Here is a 19,754-nt window from a genome sequence, read left to right as displayed (position 1 = left end):
CCGGGGGCGTGTCTAGGCGGAGCGGGCGGGCGCGCGCAGCAGCTGCAGCGCGCGCCCGCCCAGGACGACGGCGCCCCGCGGACACGGTTCGTCCGGGTCCGCGGCGGTGTCGACCACCGTCTCCCACCCGGCCGCCGGCGCCGCCCAGGGCTCGCCGGGCAGGGTGAACACCACCGGTTCGTGGCCCGCGTTGAGCAGCAGCAGGAAGCTGTCGTCGCTGAGCGGCAGCCCGGACTCGTCCCGTTCGGACATCGCGGTGCCGGAGAGCAGCATGCCGAGACAGGCGGTCGGCGTGAACCAGTCGGCCTCGGTCATCTCCCCGCCCCGCGGGGTGAACCAGGCGAGGTCCGGCCGGCCGCCGGGGGTGACGGCCCGGCCGGAGAAGAACGCCCGCCGGCGCAGCACCGGGTGGGCCCGGCGCAGCCGGACCAGCCGGGCGGTGAGCTCGCACAGCTCCTGCCAGGCGGGCTTCTCCAGCAGCGACCAGTCCAGCCAGCCGACCTCGTTGTCCTGGCAGTAGGCGTTGTTGTTGCCGCCCTGGGTGCGGCCCAGTTCGTCCCCGGCGGTGAGCATCGGGACGCCGGCGGAGAGCAGCAGGGTGGCCGTCAGGTTGCGCAGCTGGCGCAGCCGCAGCGAGTTGACCGCCGGGTCGGTGGTCTCGCCCTCGGTGCCGTGGTTCCAGGAGCGGTTGTCGTCGCTGCCGTCCCGGTTGTCCTCGCCGTTGGCCTCGTTGTGCTTGCGGTCGTAGGAGACCAGGTCGCGAAGGGTGAAACCGTCGTGCGCCGTCACGTAGTTGACCGAGGCGTACGGGCGGCGGCCGGCCCGCTGGTAGAGGTCGGAGGAGCCGGAGAGGCGGTAGCCGAGATCGCGCACGTCCGGAAGGGCGCCGCGCCAGAAGTCCCGTACGGTGTCGCGGTACTTGTCGTTCCACTCGGCCCACAGCGGGGGGAAGCCGCCGACCTGGTAGCCACCCTGGCCGACGTCCCAGGGCTCGGCGATCAGCTTCACCCGGCTGAGCAGGGGGTCCTGGGCGACGGCGGCGAGGAAGGGGTGGTCCATGTCGACGGCGTCGCCTCCGTTCGGGCCGCCGCGGGCGAGGGCGGCCGCCAGGTCGAAGCGGAAGCCGTCCACGCCCATCTCGGCGACCCAGTAGCGCAGCGAGTCGGTGATCAGCCGGATCACCTGCGGGCGGCGGGTGTCCAGGGTGTTGCCGCAGCCGGTGTAGTCGGCGTAGCCGCGCGGATGGTTCGGCGGGAGGCGGTAGTAGGTGGCGTTGTCGATGCCGCGCAACGAGAGCGCCGGGCCGAGTGCGCCGCCCTCGGCGGTGTGGTTGAACACCACGTCCAGGATCACCTCGATCCCGGCGGCGTGCAGGGCCCGGACCATCCGCTTGAACTCGCCGACCTGGCCGCCGCGGGAGCCGGAGGCGGAGTAGCCGGCGTGCGGGGCGAAGTAGCCGATCGTGTTGTAGCCCCAGTAGTTGACCAGCCCGCGGGCCTGCAGGTGGTCCTCGCTGGCGTGCTGGTGCACCGGCAGCAGCTCGACGGCGGTCACCCCGAGCCGGGTGAGGTGGGCGACGGCGGCCGGGTGGGCCAGACCGGCGTAGGTGCCGCGCAGCTCCGGCGGGACGTCGGGGTGGCGCATGGTGAATCCGCGCACGTGCAGCTCGTAGAGCACCGTCTCGGCCCACGGGGTCTTCGGGCGGTGGTCGTCGTACCAGTCGTCGTCATCGTGGACGACCACGGATCTGGGCACGTACGGCGCGGAGTCGCGGTTGTCCCGGACGGTGTCGGCGACGTCCGCCTCGGGCCAGTTGCGGACGGCGGAGCAGGCGGCGTCGTGCGAGGTGTAACAGCCGTCGACGGCGCGGGCGTACGGGTCGAGCAGCAGCTTGGCCGGGTTCCAGCGGGCGCCGGTCCACGGGTCCCATCGGCCGTGCACGCGGAAGCCGTAGCGGGTGCCGGGGCGCACGCCGGGGAGGAAGCCGTGCCAGACCTGGAAGTCCTGTTCGGTGAGGCGGTGCCGGCTCTCCCGGCCGTTCTCGTCGAACAGGCACAGCTCGACGGCCTCGGCGCCGGCCGCCCAGAGCGCGAAGTTGGTGCCCCGGTGGCCGAGCCGGTCGGTGCGGTAGCGGGCGCCGAGCGGCTGCCAGCTGCCGGGCCACGGTGGCTCGGCGGGGTACGGGTGGCCGTGCGGCCGTGCCCCGGCTTCCAGCTCCTGCCCTGACGCCATGGCCGTACCCTCCCTGGGCGGGGTGTTCCGGACTCAGTTCACCTTCTCTTTCCCGGATTGTGCAGATCGGAAGCCGTTGAACGAGGGCTTACCGGCGGATGGCGGCCAGGGGGTTGGGGGTTCGGGGGTTCGGGCTCCCGGGAGGGTGGGGGCGGGGCGGCTCCGGGGGTGGCCGCTTCGGGGGCGGCGTGTCTTCGCCGGGAGGCTTCTCGTTGTTCCGGGCGTCGGACGTGAACAGGGAGGGCCCCGGGATGCGGCGCCGAGGACGGCTGTGGGCGCGGGGCGTGGCGGCGGTGGCCTGCTGCCTGGCCGTCCTGACGGGCTGTGGCAGCGGTGGGCCCGCGGTCGTGCCGGACGGGGACGCGGCCACGGGTGGTGCGCACGCCGCGCCGTCGTCGTCCCGGGCGGTGCTCACCGTGCAGCCGGCCGACGGTGCGCAGGACGTGTCGTCGGAGGGTGCGGTCCGGGTGCGCGTCGCGCAGGGGCGGCTGGTCTCCGTCCGGCTGGCCGACACCAGGGGCACCGAGGTGCCCGGCACGATCGGCCCGGACGGCAGCGGCTGGGCGCCGGACGGCCCGTTGCCGCTCGGCACCGCGTTCACCCTGGACTCCGTCGCCGAGGACGACCAGGGCCAGAAGGCGGCCCAGCACACGGCGTTCACGACCGTCGCCCGGGCGCACACCTTCGTGGCCTTCTTCACCCCGGAGGACGGCTCCACGGTCGGTGTCGGCATGCCGGTCTCGCTGCGCTTCAGCCGTGCGATCACCGACCGGGCGGCGGTGGAGAAGGCCGTCCAGGTCTCCGCCGACCCGCCGGTGCCGGTGGCCGCGCACTGGTTCGGTGGCCAGCGGCTGGACTTCCGCCCGCAGCGGTACTGGGCGGCCGGCACCAGGGTCACGGTGGCGCTGCGGCTCAAGGACGTGCAGGGCGCGCCCGGGGAGTTCGGCAGCCAGAGCCGGGACGTGCACTTCACCGTCGGCCGGGCGCAGGTCTCCACCGTCGACCTGGACGCCCACACCCTGACCGTCCGGGCCGGCCAGGGCGGCAAGGTGGTCCGGGTGCTCAAGGTCTCCGGCGGCAGCCCCGAGCACTCCACCTACCGGGGGGTGATGGTGGTGTCGGAGAAGTACAAGGTGACCCGGATGAACTCGCAGACCGTCGGCATGGGCGACGAGTACGACATCCAGGACGTCCCGCACGCGATGCGGCTCACCACCTCCGGCACCTTCCTGCACGGCAACTACTGGGCGGACCCGAGGGTGTTCGGCACCGCCAACACCAGTCACGGCTGCATCGGGCTGGCCGACGCCAAGGGCGGGGCGAGCAAGGACTCCCCGGCGGGCTGGCTGTTCGAGCACACCATCCCGGGGGACGTGCTGGAGGTGAAGGCCGCGTCCGGGGAGGTCGTGCCGCCGCAGAACGGGCTCAACGGCTGGAACGTGCCGTGGGAGCAGTGGGTGGCCGGGAGCGCGCTGCGCCGGGTGCCGTCCGCCGGGGCGGCCGGGTCGGCCGCGCGGTAAGGGCTCTTCCGTGCCGTAAGGGCGCTTCCGCCCGTTCCGTCCGGCTTTACGACTGCTTCACCTGTCGTCAACCTGACTCCTCTCAGGTTTCACTCGGAAGGCTTAGTTATCCTGCTCCGGCGCGTCCGGGGTCCGGCCGGAAAGATCGGCCGGACGGTGCAACTCATGGGGGCACTCAACGCGTCAAGTGAGTGAATACCGGGAGGGGAGAAACCGTGAAGACGGGTAAGACGGCCGCTGCGGCGATACGCACCACCAACCGCTACGGGCGCCGGAGTGCGATGGCGCTGGTCATGGGCGGGGTGCTGTTGCTCACCGCCGCCTGCAACGACGACAAGGGCAGCGGTTCCGGCGGTTCGGCGGGTGGCAGTGCGGCTTCCGCGCCGGCGGCGGACGGGGGCGGCTCGGCGACACCGAAGACCTCGGCCGCGGTGCTCGCCGTCGAGCCGAAGGACGGCGCCCAGGACGTCGCGCCGAACGGGCTCCAGGTGTCCGTCTCCAACGGCAAGCTGAGCACGGTCGAGGTGACCGACAAGGACGGCAAGCCGGTCGAGGGTGCGATCACCCCGGACGGCACCGGCTGGAAGCCCGCCGGGGCGCTCGCGGTCGGCATGGCGTACAAGGTGAACGCGCAGGCCAAGGACGGCGAGGGCCTGGTGGCCGCGTCCACCACCTCGTTCACCACGCTGACGCCGGAGAAGAAGATCTCCACCAACGACAACATCAGCGACGGCGCCACCTACGGCGTCGGCATGATCGTCTCGGTGAACTTCAACAAGGACGTCAAGAACAAGGAAGCCGTCGTCAAGGGCATCACCATCGAGTCCAGCAACGGCACCGTGGTCAAGGGCCACTGGTTCGGCGACCGCCGGGTGGACTTCCGCCCGGAGCAGTACTGGGCACCGGGCACCAAGGTGACCGTCAAGTACCGGCTGAAGAACGTCGAGGTCGCCCCGGGCATCTACGGCGACGTGGACAAGGACGAGCCGTTCACCATCGGCCGGTCGATGGTCTCCACCGCGGACGCCAAGTCGCACCAGATGACCGTCGAGCGGGACGGCAAGAGCACCACGCTGCCGGTCACCCTCGGTGCGGACGCCACGCCGTCCTGGGGCGGGACGATGGTGGTCATGTCCAAGGAGAAGGTCACCCGGATGAACTCGCAGACCGTCGGTCTCGGCGGCGAGTACGACATCCAGGACGTCCCGCACGCGATGCGGCTGACCACCTCCGGCACCTTCGTGCACGGCAACTACTGGGCCAGCCCGTTCGGCAAGACCAACGCCAGCCACGGCTGCGTGTCGATGCAGGACGCGAAGGGCGGCAGCGACTCCTCGGTGGCCGGCAAGTTCTTCAACGACTCGATGATCGGTGACCCGATCAAGATCGTGAACACCAAGGAGAAGACCGTCGCGCCCTCCAACGGGCTGGGCGGCTGGAACGTGGACTGGGCCAACTGGTAGGCCCTACCCCGCGGTCGGCCCGGGTACTCCGGGCCCTGCGGTGAGTCCTCCGTCGTGCGGCCCGATCCTCACCCGTTGGGGGCGGGCCGCCGCGGTTTCCGGGGCAACGGGCCCCACGAATGGCGCAACCTTTCCGGTGGCCGGATGCGTATACCGGTCGGGTCCGTCGGGTCCACGGGGAGTTTCTCGGATCTTCTGAGGGAGGGAATCGACGTTGAGGTCGATACGCAGGGTGGTGGCCGCCGGCCTGGTCGGCGGGGCGATGACGCTGACGGCCGCCTGCGGCGGGGGCGGTGGGGGCGGCGGCAGTGCCGCCAAGGCCGACCTGGGGGCCGGTGCCGCCGGCGCCAAGCCCACGGCGGCGGCGCCCACCAGCACGGTGCCGAAGGTCTCCAAGGCCGCCGTCAGCATCGAGCCCAAGGCCGGCTCGGTGGACGTGGCGCCGAACGCGCTCAAGATCGGCGCGACCGGGGGCAAGCTCACCACCGTCAAGGTGAACGACAAGACCGGCAAGGAGGTCCCCGGCACGATCTCCGCCGACGGCTCCTCCTGGACGCCCACGACCGGCCTGGAGGTGGGCACCGCCTACCAGGTCAGCGCGATGGCCGCGGACGCCGACGGCGCGGTCGCCACGGCGGACAGCAACTTCAGCACGCTGACCCCGACGGCGCTCGCCAAGGCCGCCGACAACGTGGACAACAACGCCACGTACGGCGTCGGCATGATCGTCTCGGTGAACTTCAGCAAGGACGTCAAGAACAAGGACGAGGTCGCCCAGGGCATCAGCTTCGAGACCGACAACGGCACCGTGGTCAAGGGCCACTGGTTCGACAGCCGTCGGCTCGACTTCCGTCCGGAAGATTACTGGAAGCCCGGCACCAAGGTGGTCGTGCACTACCGGCTCAAGAGCGTCGAGATCGCCCCCGGGGTGTACGGCGGGGACCGGGACGAGCCCTTCACGATCGGGCGGTCCCAGATTTCGACGGTTGACGTCGCCGCACACAAGATGACGGTCGTACAGGACGGGACGCCCAGCGAGATCGACATCAGCGCCGGCTCGCCCGAACACCCCACCTGGAACGGGACGATGGTGGTCATGTCCAAGGAGGGCGTGGTGCGGATGCAGTCCAGCACCATGCCCGGCATGACCGGCGCGCCGTACGACCTCCAGGTCCCGCACTCGATGCGGCTCACCGACTCCGGCACGTACGTGCACGGCAACTACTGGAGCAAGAGCAGCACCTTCGGCGAGGACAACGTCAGCCACGGCTGCGTGGGCCTCAAGGACGTGGAGGGCGGCGGCGCCGGCACCTCGATGGGCAAGTTCTACGACGGCTCGCTGATCGGCGACGTGATGATCGTGAAGAACTCGACCAAGAAGGAGACGCTCGACCCGGCGAACGGGCTGAGCGGCTGGAACGTGCCGTGGAGCAACTGGTAACCGGCTGCTGAGGGGGAACGGGGTCAACCCGGGCTTGACGGAAGTCGGTCCGGGTCGACCCCGTCTTGCTTCCGGCATATGCCGAATCGCAGAGATCGTTTGCTCATTGTCCGTACGCGGCTGCTTGCGTTCCGCAATGATGGTCCGCATGGCGGGTTGGGGCGAAACAGATCAGTCATCGGTTCCCGGGGCCGGCGTGGTGGCAGAGGTGTCCTGGATCGACGTCCAGGGCGGCGGGCTCTCGGCACTGGAGCGGCTCACCTCCGAGGAGCTGGAGGAGCTGTATTCCGGCAGACTGTGCGACCAGTCGGCGCCCAGCGAGGTGCGGCTGCCGTCCCGGCCGGAGTCGGGCCCGGTGGCCCGCAGACTGGTGCTCTCCGTCCTGGAGTCCTGGGATCTCCACCAGCACCTGGAGGCCGGCGAGCTGCTCACCGGCGAGCTGGTGGCCAACGCGGTGCGGCACGCGGCCGGGCGCACCATCGGCCTGCACGTCAGCCGCAAGCCCGGCTGGCTGCGGATCGAGGTCCGCGACTCCTCCCGGGCGCTGCCCTGCATGATCCTCGCGGAGGCCCGGCCGGTGAACGAGCGCGGGCGGGGGCTGAAGATCGTCGACGACCTCGCCGACCGCTGGGGCGCGGACCTGCTGCCGCGGGGCAAGGGCGTCTGGTTCGAGCTGAGGGTGCGCGAGCGGCCCTGAGGTTCCCGGGCCCTGCGTGTTTCCCGCGGGAAACACGCAGGGCCCCCGGATTCGCCGTGGTCCGGCGGATGGGGGCCCCTGCAAGTCATCGCGTCGGCCAAGGGGGTGCGTGCCGCGCGATGGGCGTCGGCAGTGCCAGGTCGGGCCCGCCGAAGTTTCCGCCCAGGTCGGCGTGCTGTGTCGCCCGCCTCTGGACTTCCTCGACTATCGCACGGATCTCAGCATGTGGGCAAACCGGGCGGCTTTGATTTCAAGGTTTGTAACTTAGTTCACCTTTGGATTTTGCATAGGTTAACGCCATCACCTGTGAATATTCATGATCACGGCGATGTGGCCATGGCTTGGCGGGCTCGGGCGGCGTGTGCGCGGACGGCGGTGGGGGAGAGGTGCCGGCGGGGCGGCGGGGCCGCGGGAGTGCCGCGGCAGGCGCGGCAGAGGCCGCCGAGGAGCGCGGGCGGGCGACAGGGGGTGCGGCAGTCGGTGCACTCGATGACGCGGGTCGGCTGGGGCTGGGGGAGCGGGCGCTCCGGGGGCATCTTGTCGAGCAGGCGGCGGCGGGTGAAGGCTGCCGGGCTGTGGACGCCGTCCGGCGGCAGACCTGCGGTGAGGGCGGCGGTGAAGAGGGCCGGAGAGGTGCCCCGGGCCAGCCACTCGGCGGCCAGCGGTTCCAGGGCTGCACAGTCGGCGGCGGAGAGCGCGAGCCGGGGGTCGGCGAGGCCGAGTCCGGCGAGGGCCGCGTAGGCGGCCGAGGCGGGGGAGGTGCGGTTGAGCGTTCGCTCCCTGGGGGGATCGGGTGCTGCGGGCGTTGACGCCTCCCCGGTGGCGAGGAAGCGAGCCCACCAGGCGTCGGAGCGGGGCGTCCGGGAGAAGTGGGTGCGGAACACCCAGCGGCACTGCTTGTCGCCGACGCGTTCGCGGACGCGACGCAGGTGGCCTGCGGCGGAGAGCTTGTTGAGGGCCGTGCGGCAGGCCATCTGCCCGTAGTGGGGCTGGAGGACGGCGAGGGTCTTCGCGTCCATGGCGGCGCCGTCGGGGAGGTGGTCGATGAGCGAGGCGAGGTACGCCTCGCGCGCCGGGAGGTGCGTGAAGTCGGCGGCGGCGCGGGGGCGTTGGTCCGGAGCGGACTGCTTGCCGTACCCGGGGGCGGCCATGGCGGTATTGTCGTGGGTAGCCACAGGATCGAGCTCGCATTTCGATCGTGCCGGTCAGACCCCCGTTCGGTGTTGGTAGCACCGGCGGGGGTTGTTTCGTTGGTTCGCACGCTACACGGAGGAACTGGCTGTGGCGTAGTCGTCACGATAAGTCATATCTGCTGCGTGCAGGGGTGATTGGAAGGTGGTTACCCACCCGTTCCATTAAGGGGTCACTCGACCGGTGCCGCTTGAGCTTCGGAGGCGAAGGAGAGGAAAGCGGACCAGGCCTCGGGGGAGAAGGTGAGGGTCGGGCCGGTCCTGTCCTTGGAGTCGCGGACGTGGACGACGGAGGGGGAGGAGGCGACCTCGACGCAGTTGCCGTCATCGTGGTCGCTGTAGCTAGAGCGGAACCACGGCATGGTGGCGTTCATAGGTGCTCCAGTGTCTTTCGGATGAACTGTGCTGATTCCTGTGGGTTCAGAGCCTGTGAGCGGATCATCGCGTGGCGTCGGCTGAGCTTGCCTACGAGTTGTGGTTCGGAGTGGAGGGCGTTCGTCATATGCGTCTCAACATATGCATACTGCTCATTGTTGATCGTTTCCAAGATGATGAGCGATCCCGATAGTCCGGAAGGGGGCATCTGCTCGGTAGGTAGGATCTGGATCCGGATGTTGTGTGAGTCCTCGAACTCAAGCAGCCGGTGGAGTTGCGCCTTCATGACCTCCCTGCCGCCGATGGAAGTGTGGAGGGCCGCTTCGTAGATGGTGAAACTGAACAGCACCTCGGGTTCCATGAGCCTCTCCTGCCGCTTGAGGCGAGACGCCACGCGTTCTTCAATGGTGGTGTCGTTCACGGGGGGCATGGGGCGGCTGAGGACCGCCCTGGCGTAGCCCTCGGTCTGCATCAAGCCCGGGATGTAAAGAGCTTCATAGAAGTAGCAGGCAACCGCCTCCTTCTCGACCTCGAAGAAGACATCACTGCGCGCCGGCTTGGTCTCCGGGAGAAGGTACGGCTCGGCCGCCACAAGCATCCCCTTCGCGTCACACAACTCATCCGCCGCCCGGAGCAGCTTGAGCGACGGCCGCCGCCTCCCCGCCTCCATCGACCGCACGCTTTCGATGTCGTAGCAGGCCTCCTTGGCCAACTGCTCCCGGGTCACGCCCGCGCGAGTACGCCACCGCTTGAGCTGGTCGCCGCAGTACTTCCACGACATCGGGTTTTCCTTCGGCGTGCTCACGGCCCCGTGCCCCTCCCTGCCCTGGTCACAGGGCGGTTCAAGCTCGCGCTGTACGTATCGCGTTACTGCCGAGGCTATGCCCGGCCGTCGACGCTTGAAGGGTGAAATGGCCGAACTCAGCCCTCGTGAGTGAAGCCGTCCGTACACCCCCAAGGACTCTGATGCTCACTCAGCCCGTCGATGTCGTCGAGTGGATGTTCCCCCGACTCCCCCGCAGCGCCGGCCGCGCCCGTATCCGCTTCATCCGGCAGGCCTTCGAGTGGGAGGTGCCCGTCGACTCCGCCGAGACCGGGCTGATCCTCCTCAGCGAACTCGTCACCAACGCCTGCCGCCACGCCCGCTCCCCGCGCGACCGGATGATCGGCGTGCGCGTCCTCCTCCCCGCCCCCTCCCTCCTCCGCATCGAGGTCTCCGACGCGAACCCCGACCTCCCGACCCTCCGCCACGCCACCCCCGACGACGAGTCCGGCCGGGGCCTCGAACTCGTCGCCGCCCTCGCCACCTCCTGGGGCGCCCACCCCCGTGGCGAGGGCTACATCGGCAAGACCGTCTGGTGCGAACTCGCCCTCCCCGCCCCGGCCAACCCTCACGGCTGATTACGTGACGAGCTTGGCCAGTTCCCGCGCCAGCGCTGCCGTGTCAGGGAAGTCGCCATACTTGTCGGCGCCGCACCGGAGGTTCAGAACTCGATCGCCGATGCGGACGAGGACCGTCTCGTTGCCCAGGTAGCCCCCCTGCGGGAGCATCTTGAAGTCCAGCGCCTCGTCGCCCAGGCCGTTCAGCGGCTTGGCGACGAGGCGCGTTTCCACATCACTGCCGCCGGTGCCCACGCGCTTGTTGACGAACGACGGGCAGCGCGCCGCGAAATCCCTGATGGTGGCCAGCTGCTTCGCTGCCTGCCCGGTGCGGAAGGAGGCCACGGTCACCAGGGCGGCGTACTCATTGCCGTCGGTGGACTCCAACTGCTGGCTGGCGTATGCGGCCTCGCCGTCCAGGACGGTCATGTTGCGCATGACGTCGCACGGCGCCGTGGGCCCCAGCGCCGTGGTGCCGGAGAGGACCTGTGCTCCGCTGTCCGACTCGTGGGTGGAGCCGAACTTGGTGTTGAGGGCCCAGCCCGACGGGACGGTTTCCGCGGTGGGCAGATACGCCTTGAGGGCGCTTCCGAGGACGATGGACGGATCCACGCTCGGGATGACCGGGGTGGGCGTCGGTATGAGCGTCGGCAGCCGGAGATCTGTCGAAGCTATCTTGTGCTCCGGACCTACGGATATCGTCGCGGTCGGCACGACCGGGTTCGACGAACCGCCACCGCTCGATGAACCGCCCCCGGAGCACCCCGCCGCGCCGGCAAGGGTGAGCACGATCCCCGCCGTCACCAGAACTCGCACCTTGGCCACGTGGACCTCGCTTCCCTCACGCTGACATGACAGATCGTCATTCACGCTACCCCGCCAGGCCGACAACAGCTCGGCCTGGAGCTGACGGGCGCCGGTCCTGCGGTGCCGACCGTAGAACCGGCGCATGGTCCACCCAGCAGGTCGAGTGGGAGACTCGGGCGCAACACGGCGACCCGAGGAGTTCAAGGCATGGCGACAGATTCCACCGACGAGCCGACAGCCGCGCGTGGGCAGCGAGCTCTCGACCTCCTGGACAAGGCGATAGGCCTCCAGAGCCCGCTGGTGCGCAAGAACATAGCCCGGGCCCGTCAGCGGAACCCTGAGGCGACGCCGACACTGGTGATCCGCAATCTGGAGCGGATGTACGTCAGCGCCTTGACCGGCTCGGGTGCCGCGGTCGGAGGAACCGCGGCCGCGCCCGGAGTCGGCACGGGAGTCGCGCTGGCGCTGTCGGCGGGCGAGGCCCTCTCGTCCCTTGAGTTGAGTGCCCTCTTCGTGCTCTCGGTCGCCGAAGTCCACGGAGTCCCCATCGACGAAGTCGAGCGCCGCCGGACGATCGTGATGGGAATCATGCTCGGCGGGAGCGGCTCCACCACCATTCCCAAGATCGCCGGGCGGACCGGGCAGCACTGGGGACGTCAGATCGTGTCCAAGGTCCCGGTCGAGACCTTGCGGCAGGTCAACAAGGTCCTGGGCAAGAACTTCGTCACCAAGTACGGGACCAAGCAGGGGATCATCGTCCTCGGTCGAGTGGCGCCGTTCGGCATCGGCGCCGTGATCGGTGGTGGCGCCAACGCCGCCGTCGGCGCGATGGCGGTGCGGTCCGCTCGTCGTGCGTTCGGCCCGCCTCCGGAGTCGTGGCCGTGCCCGACGCCCGGCACGCCGCCCACCTCCGAGGACGCGCACGTCTGAGCCGGCTGCCTGCCCGGCGCCCGTCCACAGCAACCCGGTGTCGAGCACGGATGCCGGGACCAGCCGGGCCTCGGTGGCGAGTTCGGGCTCGCGGCGGTCGACCACTGTGCGAGAAGTCGGACCGGCCGACTTCTCGCGCTCCTCTGTTCATCAGGACAACGAGAAGCCCATCCGATTCACCACCGGGGTCATCGGCACGTACATCACCTGCGCGTAGCACGTGGTCGTGTGCGCCGTCGACCCGGCCGGGCAGCCGACCTCCGACCTGGCGGCCACGATCACGCCGCGGGCCTCCATGTCGCCGTTCGGGCCGGACGGGTTCGCCAGTGCCGGGCCGCCGCTGTCCCCCTTCGCGGCGATCGCCCGCAGGTCACCGCCCTTCGACTCCGCGACGTCCACCGGCTTGATCTTCGTGCCCTCGTCGTTCGTCGTCTCCACGTCGACCCTCTTGACCTGCACGTCGCACTTCCAGCCCGACTGGGCGCCGCTCAGACAGATCAAGTCCCCGACGTTGTTCCGCCCGGCCCCGTACGTGTGCCGGGACGAGCCGCCCTTGTCCGACCAGGCGCCGTCGTAGAACCGGCCGCCGCCGCTCCCGTTGATGGCGATCATGCCGACGTCCAGGCCGGCGCCGGTCGTGGCCAGGTCGCCGATGTAGCTCCCGGTGCCGTTGTAGTACCGGCCGCCGCCGCAGTGCGCGGCGGTCAGGACCACCTTCGTCCCGCCCTTCCAGCCGCTGAACGCCGTCGAGCAGAACGACGCCTTTCCGGTGCTCACCTCGGCGCCCGCGTAGTACGGCGCGCCGTCGGAGTGCCGGCTGCCGGACAGTGCCACCGGTGTCCCCTCGACGCCGGCCGTCACCGGCATCCCGGCGATCTCGGCGGCCCGCGAGGAGTACGCCTGCGCGTCCGCGTCACCGCCGGTCAGTTGCTTCGCCTTCGCCGGCGCGTACGTGATCGCGATGGCGGCGCCGTCCTCCTGCGGGCCGATCGACGTCCACGCGTCGCGCGCCACGGCGGCGGTGAACCGGTCGATCGCGGCGCGCATCTCCGCGCGGGAGTACGGGCTCCGGTGGACGTCGACGGTGTAGCCGGAGCCGGCGTTCGCGGCGTTCGCGTCGAGCAGCGACCGGACCCTGGCCGGGGCCTCGCCCTTCCAGTAGACGTCGGCGTGCTGGTTCGACGCGTCGATCACCGTGCCCGCGTAGCCGGCCGCCGCCGGATCCCCGGACTCCACCCAGTCCTGCACCGGGTCCGTCATGCGGTGGAGCAGCTGCTGGGCCTCCGGACCGCGGAGCACCGGCAGGCTCACGGACAGGTACGGCTCGTCCTGCACGACGTCGGCGGCGACCAGGCCGGAGGCGACCACGACGGTCAGGGCCAGGGACAGCACGAGGCGGGAGCGGCGCATGAGCAGGTCCTTCCGGTGAGCCGATGGGCCGACACTCAGCGTAGGGACCGATCGACGGTCCGCTACGACTGGAAGCCGCGGACCAGGCCGTCAGTGGTTGCACGCGTGCGGCAATGCGCCCCCGGTAGGGGCGGGACGGCGTCCCGGAGGCAGGTGGGGTGCCTGCGCCGCCCAGCCCCTCGCCCCGAGACAGTCGCGAGAAGTCGGACCGGCCGACTTCTCGCGCAGGCTGGAGGCCCAGCACCGGCCGGTCAGCGGTGGGCCGACGGCGCTGCTGTTCGCCGGGACCCGGACGACGGCCAGGTGTGCGGCATTCACTTCGTCACCGACCCCGACAAGCTCTCCCGCCTATCCCGGAAGGAAGCGCGATGATCGTCGTCACCGGAGCCACCGGAGCCACCGGAACCGGGAAGCGGAGGCGGCGGCCGTCGTCATCCGGCGGTGAGTGTCAAGTCGTGGACCAGGAAGTGGAGTTCCATGTCGTCCGTGAACTCCGCCCACAGCAACTCGGCGTCGAGCACGGATGCCGCGACCAGTCGAGCCTCGGCGACGAGCTCCGGGTGGTAGTCGAAGCCCGGCCAGGGCAGGACGGGGTGGTCGTTCGCCTCGCCGAACCGCCGGACCCGCTCGATGTCGCCCAGGACCGCGTGCGGCAGTGACTCGTTCGCCCAGGACCACAGCCAGGACTGCTGGGAGCGGCTGACGCTGCCGATCATCGTGAGTCGGCCGGTGAGGAACACCTTCCCGTCGCGCGACCACGCGATCTGCGCGTCGTCCATCGACCAGTGGTACTGCACGTCACCCGACAGTCCGAAGCGTTCGACCACGAGGGCCTGCCGAGTGCGGGCACGCTCGCGGGCCGCGCGTACGACCTCCTCCCATCCGGAGTGGTCATGCTTCGAGCGGTCGTCCACTTCGCCTCCTCGCACGGAACTGTCGGCAAGATCATCCCACCCTCGTGGTGGACGGTCTTCCCCTGATCAGCGAGCCGGGGTTCCGGGCCGCGCACCTCGCCGACCTGTACCAGGGCCTCTCGCCCGAGGACCTCGGCGCGGACCCGGCCGATGCCGGCGCCATGCTGGAGCGGCTTCACGACAAGGCGGCGTGGCCCGTCTTCACCGTGCGTCTCACCGGCGACTTCGCGATCGTCGTGCACTACACCAGCGGCGAGGAGTTCACGAGCACCGACTACTTCCTGACGCACCCGGAGTGGTTCGACTCCCTGGTGCTCGCCGGCGACGACCAGGACCGGATCGGTCCGGGCCTGTGCCGGCCCGAACTCGCGGCAGTGCTCCACGCGCCCGACGGGGCCGACGGAGTCACCGATCCCCATGCCCGGCTCCTGCTTCTCCTGCCCGTACTGGGCGATGCCGGGGCGCCTCCGGAAGCGGTGGACCTGGTGGTCTCGGCGCTGAGGGCCCAGGGTGCCCCCGACGGGTGCGAGCCGCTGGCCCGGCGCCTGCTCGAAGGCCACCCGATGTGGGGTGCCGAGGCGTGGTCGTTCGACGCCGACGAGCAGAGCTGGATCTGCCACGGCGAGCACAGCCCGCGGAAGACTCCGTTGGGCGAGCGGCTGCCCGCGGAAGGCAGGGCCGCGCTGCAGGCCTGCCTCACGTCGATCGAACAGGTCAGAGCCTGAGGGGCCTGCGCGAGAAGTCGGACCGGCCGACTTCTCGCGCAGACCGGTCGGTACCATCGACGCGTGAACCTGTACTGGCACGTCGTGCTGCCACCGCTCAGCGCCTGATCGGGCGCGCGCTTCGGTGGCTTGATCCCCTGCGACCCCGGCTCGGCCCGATGGCGGCCGCCGTGGGCTGACGGCGTGCGCCCGTTCTCGAAACCCCTCTGACGGTCTTCGACGACGGAAGTTCACGACTGTGCCTCATCGTTTGTCCTCGCCTGCCCGTTCCCTGCCCACGGCTCCTCGCCGCGCCCGTTCGCGCGGTGGTGCGGTGCCGATCCTGATCGCCGCCGTGCTCTGGGGCACCACCGGGACCGCCAGTTCGCTGGCGCCCGGGGGCGCCCCGGCGGCCGGGATCGGGGCCGCCGGGCTGGTGCTCGGCGGGCTGCTGCTGTTCCTGTCCGACCGTTCCGCCCGCGTGCTGCCCCGGGTGTGCGCGCCTCGCGAGCGGTGGCTGCTCGCGGCCGGGGCCGTCGCGGTGGCCGGGTACCCGCTGACCTTCTACCCGGCGGTGAGCCGGACCGGGGTGGCGGTGGCCACCGTGATCGCGCTCGGCAGCGCGCCGGTGTTCACCGGGCTGCTCGGGTGGCTGGCCCGACAGGGGCGGCCCGGCGGGCGGTGGGCCGGGGCGACGGCGCTGGCCGTGCTCGGCTGCGCCGTTCTGGTGCTGGGCCCCGAACTCGCCGGCGGCGGTGGGGCGGTGGACCCGTTGGGCGTGCTGCTGGCGGCGCTCTCGGGGCTCTCGTACGCCGTCTACTCGCTGATCGGCGGGCGGCTGATCTCGCACGGGCACCCCTCGGGCGGGGTGATGGGGGCGATGTTCGGCGGGGCCGCGCTGATCGTCCTGCCGGTGCTGCTCGCCGGTGACCTGGCGTGGCTCGCCTCGGCACGCGGGGCGGGCGTGGTGCTGCACCTCGCGGTGGTCACCACCTTCCTCGCGTACTGGCTGTTCGGCCGCGGCCTGCGGCACACCACCGCCCAGACGGCCACCACGCTGACCCTCGCCGAGCCGGCCGTCGCCGCCGTCCTCGGTGTGGCGGCGCTGGGCGAGCGGCTGCCCGCCGTCTCCTGGTGTGGCCTCGCCGTCCTCGCCGGCGCCCTGGCCCTCCTCGCCCTCCCGGGCCGCCGCTAGGTTCGCGCGCCGCTGCACAGGAAGTCGGCCGGTCCGACTTCCTGTGCAGCGGTGGCCGGTTGCTTCGCTGTCGTCAGGGGACGTACACGCTGGAGCCGAACTCCTGGGTCGTGCCACCGCCGGGAGGAACGACCGCGATCACGTTTCCGGTGCAGTTCGGGCCGTCGTACACGCGGACGGACTCGTTGGTCTCGTTCTGCACGATGAGCGGAAAGATCGGTGCGTTGTAGCAGCCGCTCGGATTCTGGATGAACTGGCCGGGAGCGAGAATGAGCTGCCCGCGGGCGGCGAAGGCCGCGTTGGGCAGGGCGATGGCCATGGCCCCGGCGGCGGCGAGGGTACCGAGTGCGGTCGCGAGGCGTCGCATGAGGACTCCTTGGGAGTGGATGGTTGTGTCCGGGGCCACTCGGCCCCGGACACAACCTCTCCGCCCGTCGGGGAAGCCGCCAGCCCCGTGCGCCGAGCGGGCGACACGTGCGCGCGTGAAGTGGGTGTGCGGGAAGTCGGACCGGCCGACTTCCCGCGCAGGCGTACCGGTCAGAGGCCGAAGTGGGCGGCGATGCCGTCGAGGACGCAGTCGAGGCCGGTTGCGAACTGCCAGTCGGGGTCGTCCTTGCGGGTGGCCTCGTGGAGGTAGCGCTGGTAGCTGGGGTAGCGGCCGGTGCCCATCAGCCAGCTCATCCGGGAGGCGAGGCCGGCCCGGGTCTGGTCGCCGTCGGACCAGCCGCGCTCGCGGCGGAGGGTCTCCAGGGTGACCTCGGCGGCGACCGAGCCGTGGACGTAGCCGGTGACGGTGCGGAACACCGCCATGGTGGTGTCGGCGTCCAGGCCGTGCTCGGCCAGGGCGGCGAACGCGCGCTCGGGGACGGCCAGTTGGTTGGGGCTGAGGGAGAACGGGGTGGCCGCCCGGACGGTCCACGGGTGGGCCAGATGCATTGCTCGCAGGTGGACGGCCAGGCCGCGCATGGTGTCCCGCCAGCCCTCGGAGGGTGCGTCCAGCGGCAGCTGGCCGTACACGTGGTCGACCATCAGCTCGATGAGCTCGTCCTTGCCGGAGACGTACCGGTAGGCGGCCATCGGGGCGACGCCGAGCTCGCCGGCCAGTCGGCGCATCGTGACGGCGTCCAGGCCCTCGGCGTCCGCGATGGCGACCGCGGCCTCGGCGATCCGGTGCGGGGTCAGGGTGGTGCGCGGCGCGGGGGCCGGGCGGTCCAGGCGCTCCCAGAGCGAGATCTGGGGCTTGTCGTCGCCTGCGGGGGTGTCCCCGGTGGGGGCCTGCTGAGCGGGCATGGGGCGGGCTCCTTCCGACTGGGGTGCTTCGCAGCCTAGCAGTTGCCGTGTACGGCGTATCGGTAGTGGACGGCGTACGCGTCGATGTGTACGTTGTATCCGCAGCGGATACGCCGTACACACCAGCCGTCCCGGAGGGGGATTCCCATGTCCACGGAGCAGAAGTCCACGGAGCAGAAGGCCGCGGAGCAGAACCTGAAGGTCGCCGTCCTCGTCGGCAGCACCCGCGAAGGCCGCTTCGGTCCGGTGGTCACCGACTGGCTGCTCGGCCACCTGGAGGCCCGCGGCGACCTGACCGCCGACCGGATCGACCTGGTGGAGACCCCGCTGCCCACCACCTTCCCGTCCTTCGGCGGCGAACTGCCCCCGGGTGACGCCGAGTTGCTGGCCGCGGTGTCGCCCCGGCTGGAGGCGGCCGACGCCTTCGTGTTCGTCACGCCCGAGTACAACCACAGTTTCCCGGCCCCGCTGAAGAACGCCATCGACTGGCACAACCGGCAGTGGCACGGCAAGCCGGTCGGCTTCGTCTCGTACGGCGGTCTGTCCGGGGGCCTGCGGGCCGTCGAGCAGCTCCGGGTGGTGATGGCGGAGCTGAACGCCGCGACGATCCGCAACACGGTCAGCTTCCACGGCGCCGCGCAGTGCTTCGACACCGACGGCAAGGCGATCGACCCGGCCGCCGACGCCGCCGCCAAGACCATGCTCGACCAGCTCACCTGGTGGGCACAGGCCTTGCGGGACGCCCGGCAGACCCGCCCGTTCGCGGCCTGAGCGCGGAAGGGGGAAGGAGCATGGTCGTGGAACCGGCCGGGGACCGCCCCAAACCGCCGCTGCTCGGCGTGGTCGGGCTGATGCTCGGCATCTTCCTCGCGGCCCTCGACGGGGAGATCATCAGCACGGCGCTGCCCACCGTCGTCGGCGACCTCGGCGGGCTGGAGCACCTCTCCTGGGCCCTCACCGCCTACCTGCTGACCTCCGCCGCCACTACCCCGCTCTGGGGCCGGCTGGGCGACCTGTACGGGCGCAAGGGCGCCTACCAGTGGGCGGTGGTGGTGTTCCTCGTGGGCTCGGTGCTCTCCGGGCTCGCCCAGGACATGGCGCAGCTGGTCGCCTTCCGGGGGCTCCAGGGAATCGGCGCGGGCGGGCTGATGGTCGGCGCGCTCTCCGTGATCGGGGTGCTCGTCCCGGCCGACGACCGGGCCCGGGTGCAGTCGGTGATCGGCGTGCTGATGCCGATCGCCTTCGTCGGCGGACCGCTGCTCGGCGGCCTCCTCACCGAACGCCTCAGCTGGCGCTGGGCCTTCTACGTCAACCTGCCGATCGGGCTGTTCGCCCTGTTCGCGGTCGGCGTCGGGGTGCGACTGCGCACCGAGCGGGTGCGCGCCCCGTTCGACTGGGCCGGGGTCGCCCTGCTGACCACCGGCATCACCGCGCTCACCCTGGTCGGCACCTGGGGCGGCGTCGCCTACTCCTGGACCTCCCCGCAGCTCCTCGGCGCGGCGGCCGTCGCGGTGGTCGCGCTGGCCGGGTTCGTCCGGACCGAACTGCGCGCCCCCGGGCCACTGATCCCGCCCGCGCTGTTCCGCGTGCGCAACTTCACCGTCGCCCAGGTGCTCGGCTTCCTGTCCGGTGCGATCATGCTCGCCCTGATCGGCTACCTGCCGCAGTACTTCCAGTTCGTCCAGGGCGCCTCGCCCACCGTCGGCGGCCTGCTCCTGCTGCCGCTGATGCTCGGCATGATGGGCACCCAGCTGGTGACGGCGCGGCTGATGGGCCGACCCGGCGGCGAGCGGCGCTACCCGCTGCTGGGCGGCGCGCTGGCCCTGGCCGGCTCCGCGCTGCTGCTGCTCCTCGGCCCCGGTACGCCGGTGGCCCTCGCCTCCGCGCTCACCGCGGTCGCCGGGGTCGGGATCGGCCTGCTGACCCAGAGCACCCTGCTGACCTCGATGGGCACCGTCCCGCCCCAGGACATGGGCGCGGCGATGGGCGTGGTCACCCTGCTGCGCAGCATCGGCGGTTCGCTGGGCATGGCCGTGCTCGGCGCGGTCTACTCGGCGCGGCTCACCGGCTCGCTCGCGGAGCGCCTCGGGGCCGCCGACGCCGGCCGTCTCACCGGTGGCGGCGGTCTGACCCCGTCCGCCCTCGCCGAGCTCCCGGCCGAGGTCCGCGACGCCGTCGGGGCGGCGGTCACCGGCGGGCTGCACGG

At 71.2% G+C, this 19,754-nt stretch carries 19 protein-coding genes; 10 read left to right on the top strand and 9 right to left on the bottom strand.

Annotated features, from left to right (window positions below):
* Nucleotides 1–12: 12 nt before the first annotated feature.
* Nucleotides 13–2,232 carry a glycogen debranching protein GlgX gene (gene glgX, locus KS423_RS08625; RefSeq protein ID WP_224276830.1) on the bottom strand — a complete coding sequence of 740 codons (2,220 nt, stop codon included), beginning with the start codon at nt 2,230–2,232 and terminating at the stop codon, nt 13–15.
* Between the two features lie 251 nt (nt 2,233–2,483).
* Between glgX and KS423_RS08620 the strand changes: the two genes are divergently transcribed.
* The 4 genes from KS423_RS08620 (at nt 2,484) to KS423_RS08605 (ending at nt 7,353) form a co-directional block, all read left to right on the top strand.
* Nucleotides 2,484–3,752 carry an Ig-like domain-containing protein gene (locus tag KS423_RS08620; protein ID WP_224276828.1) on the top strand — a complete coding sequence of 423 codons (1,269 nt, stop codon included), beginning with the start codon at nt 2,484–2,486 and terminating at the stop codon, nt 3,750–3,752.
* A 215-nt stretch (nt 3,753–3,967) separates the two neighbouring features.
* Nucleotides 3,968–5,215, top strand: coding sequence for an Ig-like domain-containing protein (locus KS423_RS08615; protein WP_224276826.1), 1,248 nt, complete (start codon nt 3,968–3,970; stop codon nt 5,213–5,215).
* A gap of 214 nt (nt 5,216–5,429) precedes the next feature.
* Nucleotides 5,430–6,656 (top strand): Ig-like domain-containing protein, encoded by a 1,227-nt coding sequence (locus KS423_RS08610; RefSeq protein WP_224276824.1) that lies wholly within the window; start codon nt 5,430–5,432, stop codon nt 6,654–6,656.
* A gap of 208 nt (nt 6,657–6,864) precedes the next feature.
* Nucleotides 6,865–7,353 carry an ATP-binding protein gene (locus tag KS423_RS08605; RefSeq protein ID WP_224276823.1) on the top strand — a complete coding sequence of 163 codons (489 nt, stop codon included), beginning with the start codon at nt 6,865–6,867 and terminating at the stop codon, nt 7,351–7,353.
* 320 nt (nt 7,354–7,673) lie between these two features.
* Here KS423_RS08605 and KS423_RS08600 read toward each other — a convergent pair whose 3' ends face one another.
* From KS423_RS08600 to KS423_RS08590, 3 genes are all read right to left on the bottom strand, one after another.
* On the bottom strand, nt 7,674–8,504 hold the full coding sequence (locus KS423_RS08600) for a hypothetical protein (RefSeq protein ID WP_224276821.1): 831 nt from the start codon (nt 8,502–8,504) through the stop codon (nt 7,674–7,676).
* A 212-nt stretch (nt 8,505–8,716) separates the two neighbouring features.
* Nucleotides 8,717–8,917, bottom strand: coding sequence for a DUF397 domain-containing protein (locus KS423_RS08595; RefSeq protein WP_224276819.1), 201 nt, complete (start codon nt 8,915–8,917; stop codon nt 8,717–8,719).
* Nucleotides 8,914–9,723, bottom strand: a complete 810-nt coding sequence (locus KS423_RS08590; protein WP_224276817.1) for a helix-turn-helix transcriptional regulator — start codon at nt 9,721–9,723, stop codon at nt 8,914–8,916. The genes KS423_RS08595 and KS423_RS08590 overlap by 4 nt, the downstream gene beginning before the upstream one ends.
* Nucleotides 9,724–9,884: 161 nt before the next feature.
* Between KS423_RS08590 and KS423_RS08585 the strand changes: the two genes are divergently transcribed.
* Entirely contained in the window at nt 9,885–10,319 is a 435-nt protein-coding gene (locus tag KS423_RS08585) for an ATP-binding protein (protein ID WP_224276815.1), read from the top strand.
* Here the strand turns inward: KS423_RS08585 and KS423_RS08580 are convergent, their stop codons facing one another.
* Nucleotides 10,320–11,249, bottom strand: coding sequence for a hypothetical protein (locus KS423_RS08580; RefSeq protein WP_224276813.1), 930 nt, complete (start codon nt 11,247–11,249; stop codon nt 10,320–10,322).
* A gap of 63 nt (nt 11,250–11,312) precedes the next feature.
* Here KS423_RS08580 and KS423_RS08575 point away from each other — a divergent pair, with 63 nt between their 5' ends.
* Entirely contained in the window at nt 11,313–12,035 is a 723-nt protein-coding gene (locus tag KS423_RS08575) for a hypothetical protein (protein ID WP_224276811.1), read from the top strand.
* Nucleotides 12,036–12,185: 150 nt separating this feature from the next.
* Here the strand turns inward: KS423_RS08575 and KS423_RS08570 are convergent, their stop codons facing one another.
* Entirely contained in the window at nt 12,186–13,445 is a 1,260-nt protein-coding gene (locus KS423_RS08570) for a S1 family peptidase (RefSeq protein WP_224276809.1), read from the bottom strand.
* Between the two features lie 431 nt (nt 13,446–13,876).
* Nucleotides 13,877–14,359, bottom strand: coding sequence for a DUF6882 domain-containing protein (locus KS423_RS08565; RefSeq protein ID WP_224276807.1), 483 nt, complete (start codon nt 14,357–14,359; stop codon nt 13,877–13,879).
* A 47-nt stretch (nt 14,360–14,406) separates the two neighbouring features.
* Here KS423_RS08565 and KS423_RS08560 point away from each other — a divergent pair, with 47 nt between their 5' ends.
* A complete protein-coding gene (locus tag KS423_RS08560; RefSeq protein ID WP_224276805.1) occupies nt 14,407–15,084 on the top strand; it encodes a hypothetical protein in 678 nt (225 codons plus the stop codon).
* 313 nt (nt 15,085–15,397) lie between these two features.
* Nucleotides 15,398–16,258: an EamA family transporter gene (locus KS423_RS08555; protein WP_308020157.1), complete on the top strand. Its 861-nt coding sequence runs from the start codon at nt 15,398–15,400 to the stop codon at nt 16,256–16,258.
* Nucleotides 16,259–16,331: 73 nt separating this feature from the next.
* Here the strand turns inward: KS423_RS08555 and KS423_RS08550 are convergent, their stop codons facing one another.
* Nucleotides 16,332–16,625 (bottom strand): hypothetical protein, encoded by a 294-nt coding sequence (locus KS423_RS08550; protein ID WP_224276795.1) that lies wholly within the window; start codon nt 16,623–16,625, stop codon nt 16,332–16,334.
* Between the two features lie 170 nt (nt 16,626–16,795).
* The gene (locus KS423_RS08545; RefSeq protein ID WP_224276793.1) at nt 16,796–17,548 is read right to left on the bottom strand and encodes a TetR/AcrR family transcriptional regulator; all 753 of its coding nucleotides are present in this window, start codon (nt 17,546–17,548) and stop codon (nt 16,796–16,798) included.
* Nucleotides 17,549–17,695: 147 nt separating this feature from the next.
* Between KS423_RS08545 and KS423_RS08540 the strand changes: the two genes are divergently transcribed.
* Both KS423_RS08540 and KS423_RS08535 read left to right on the top strand, forming a co-directional pair.
* Complete coding sequence (locus tag KS423_RS08540) at nt 17,696–18,319, top strand: NADPH-dependent FMN reductase (RefSeq protein ID WP_224276791.1); 624 nt, start codon at nt 17,696–17,698, stop codon at nt 18,317–18,319.
* A gap of 20 nt (nt 18,320–18,339) precedes the next feature.
* On the top strand, nt 18,340–19,754 hold a 1,415-nt coding region (locus tag KS423_RS08535; protein ID WP_224276789.1), incomplete at its 3' end, for an MFS transporter.

The sequence above is a fragment of the Streptomyces sp. LS1784 genome (assembly GCF_020103755.1).
GTDB lineage: Bacteria > Actinomycetota > Actinomycetes > Streptomycetales > Streptomycetaceae > Kitasatospora.
This window is presented reverse-complemented; position numbering and strand designations above follow the sequence as displayed.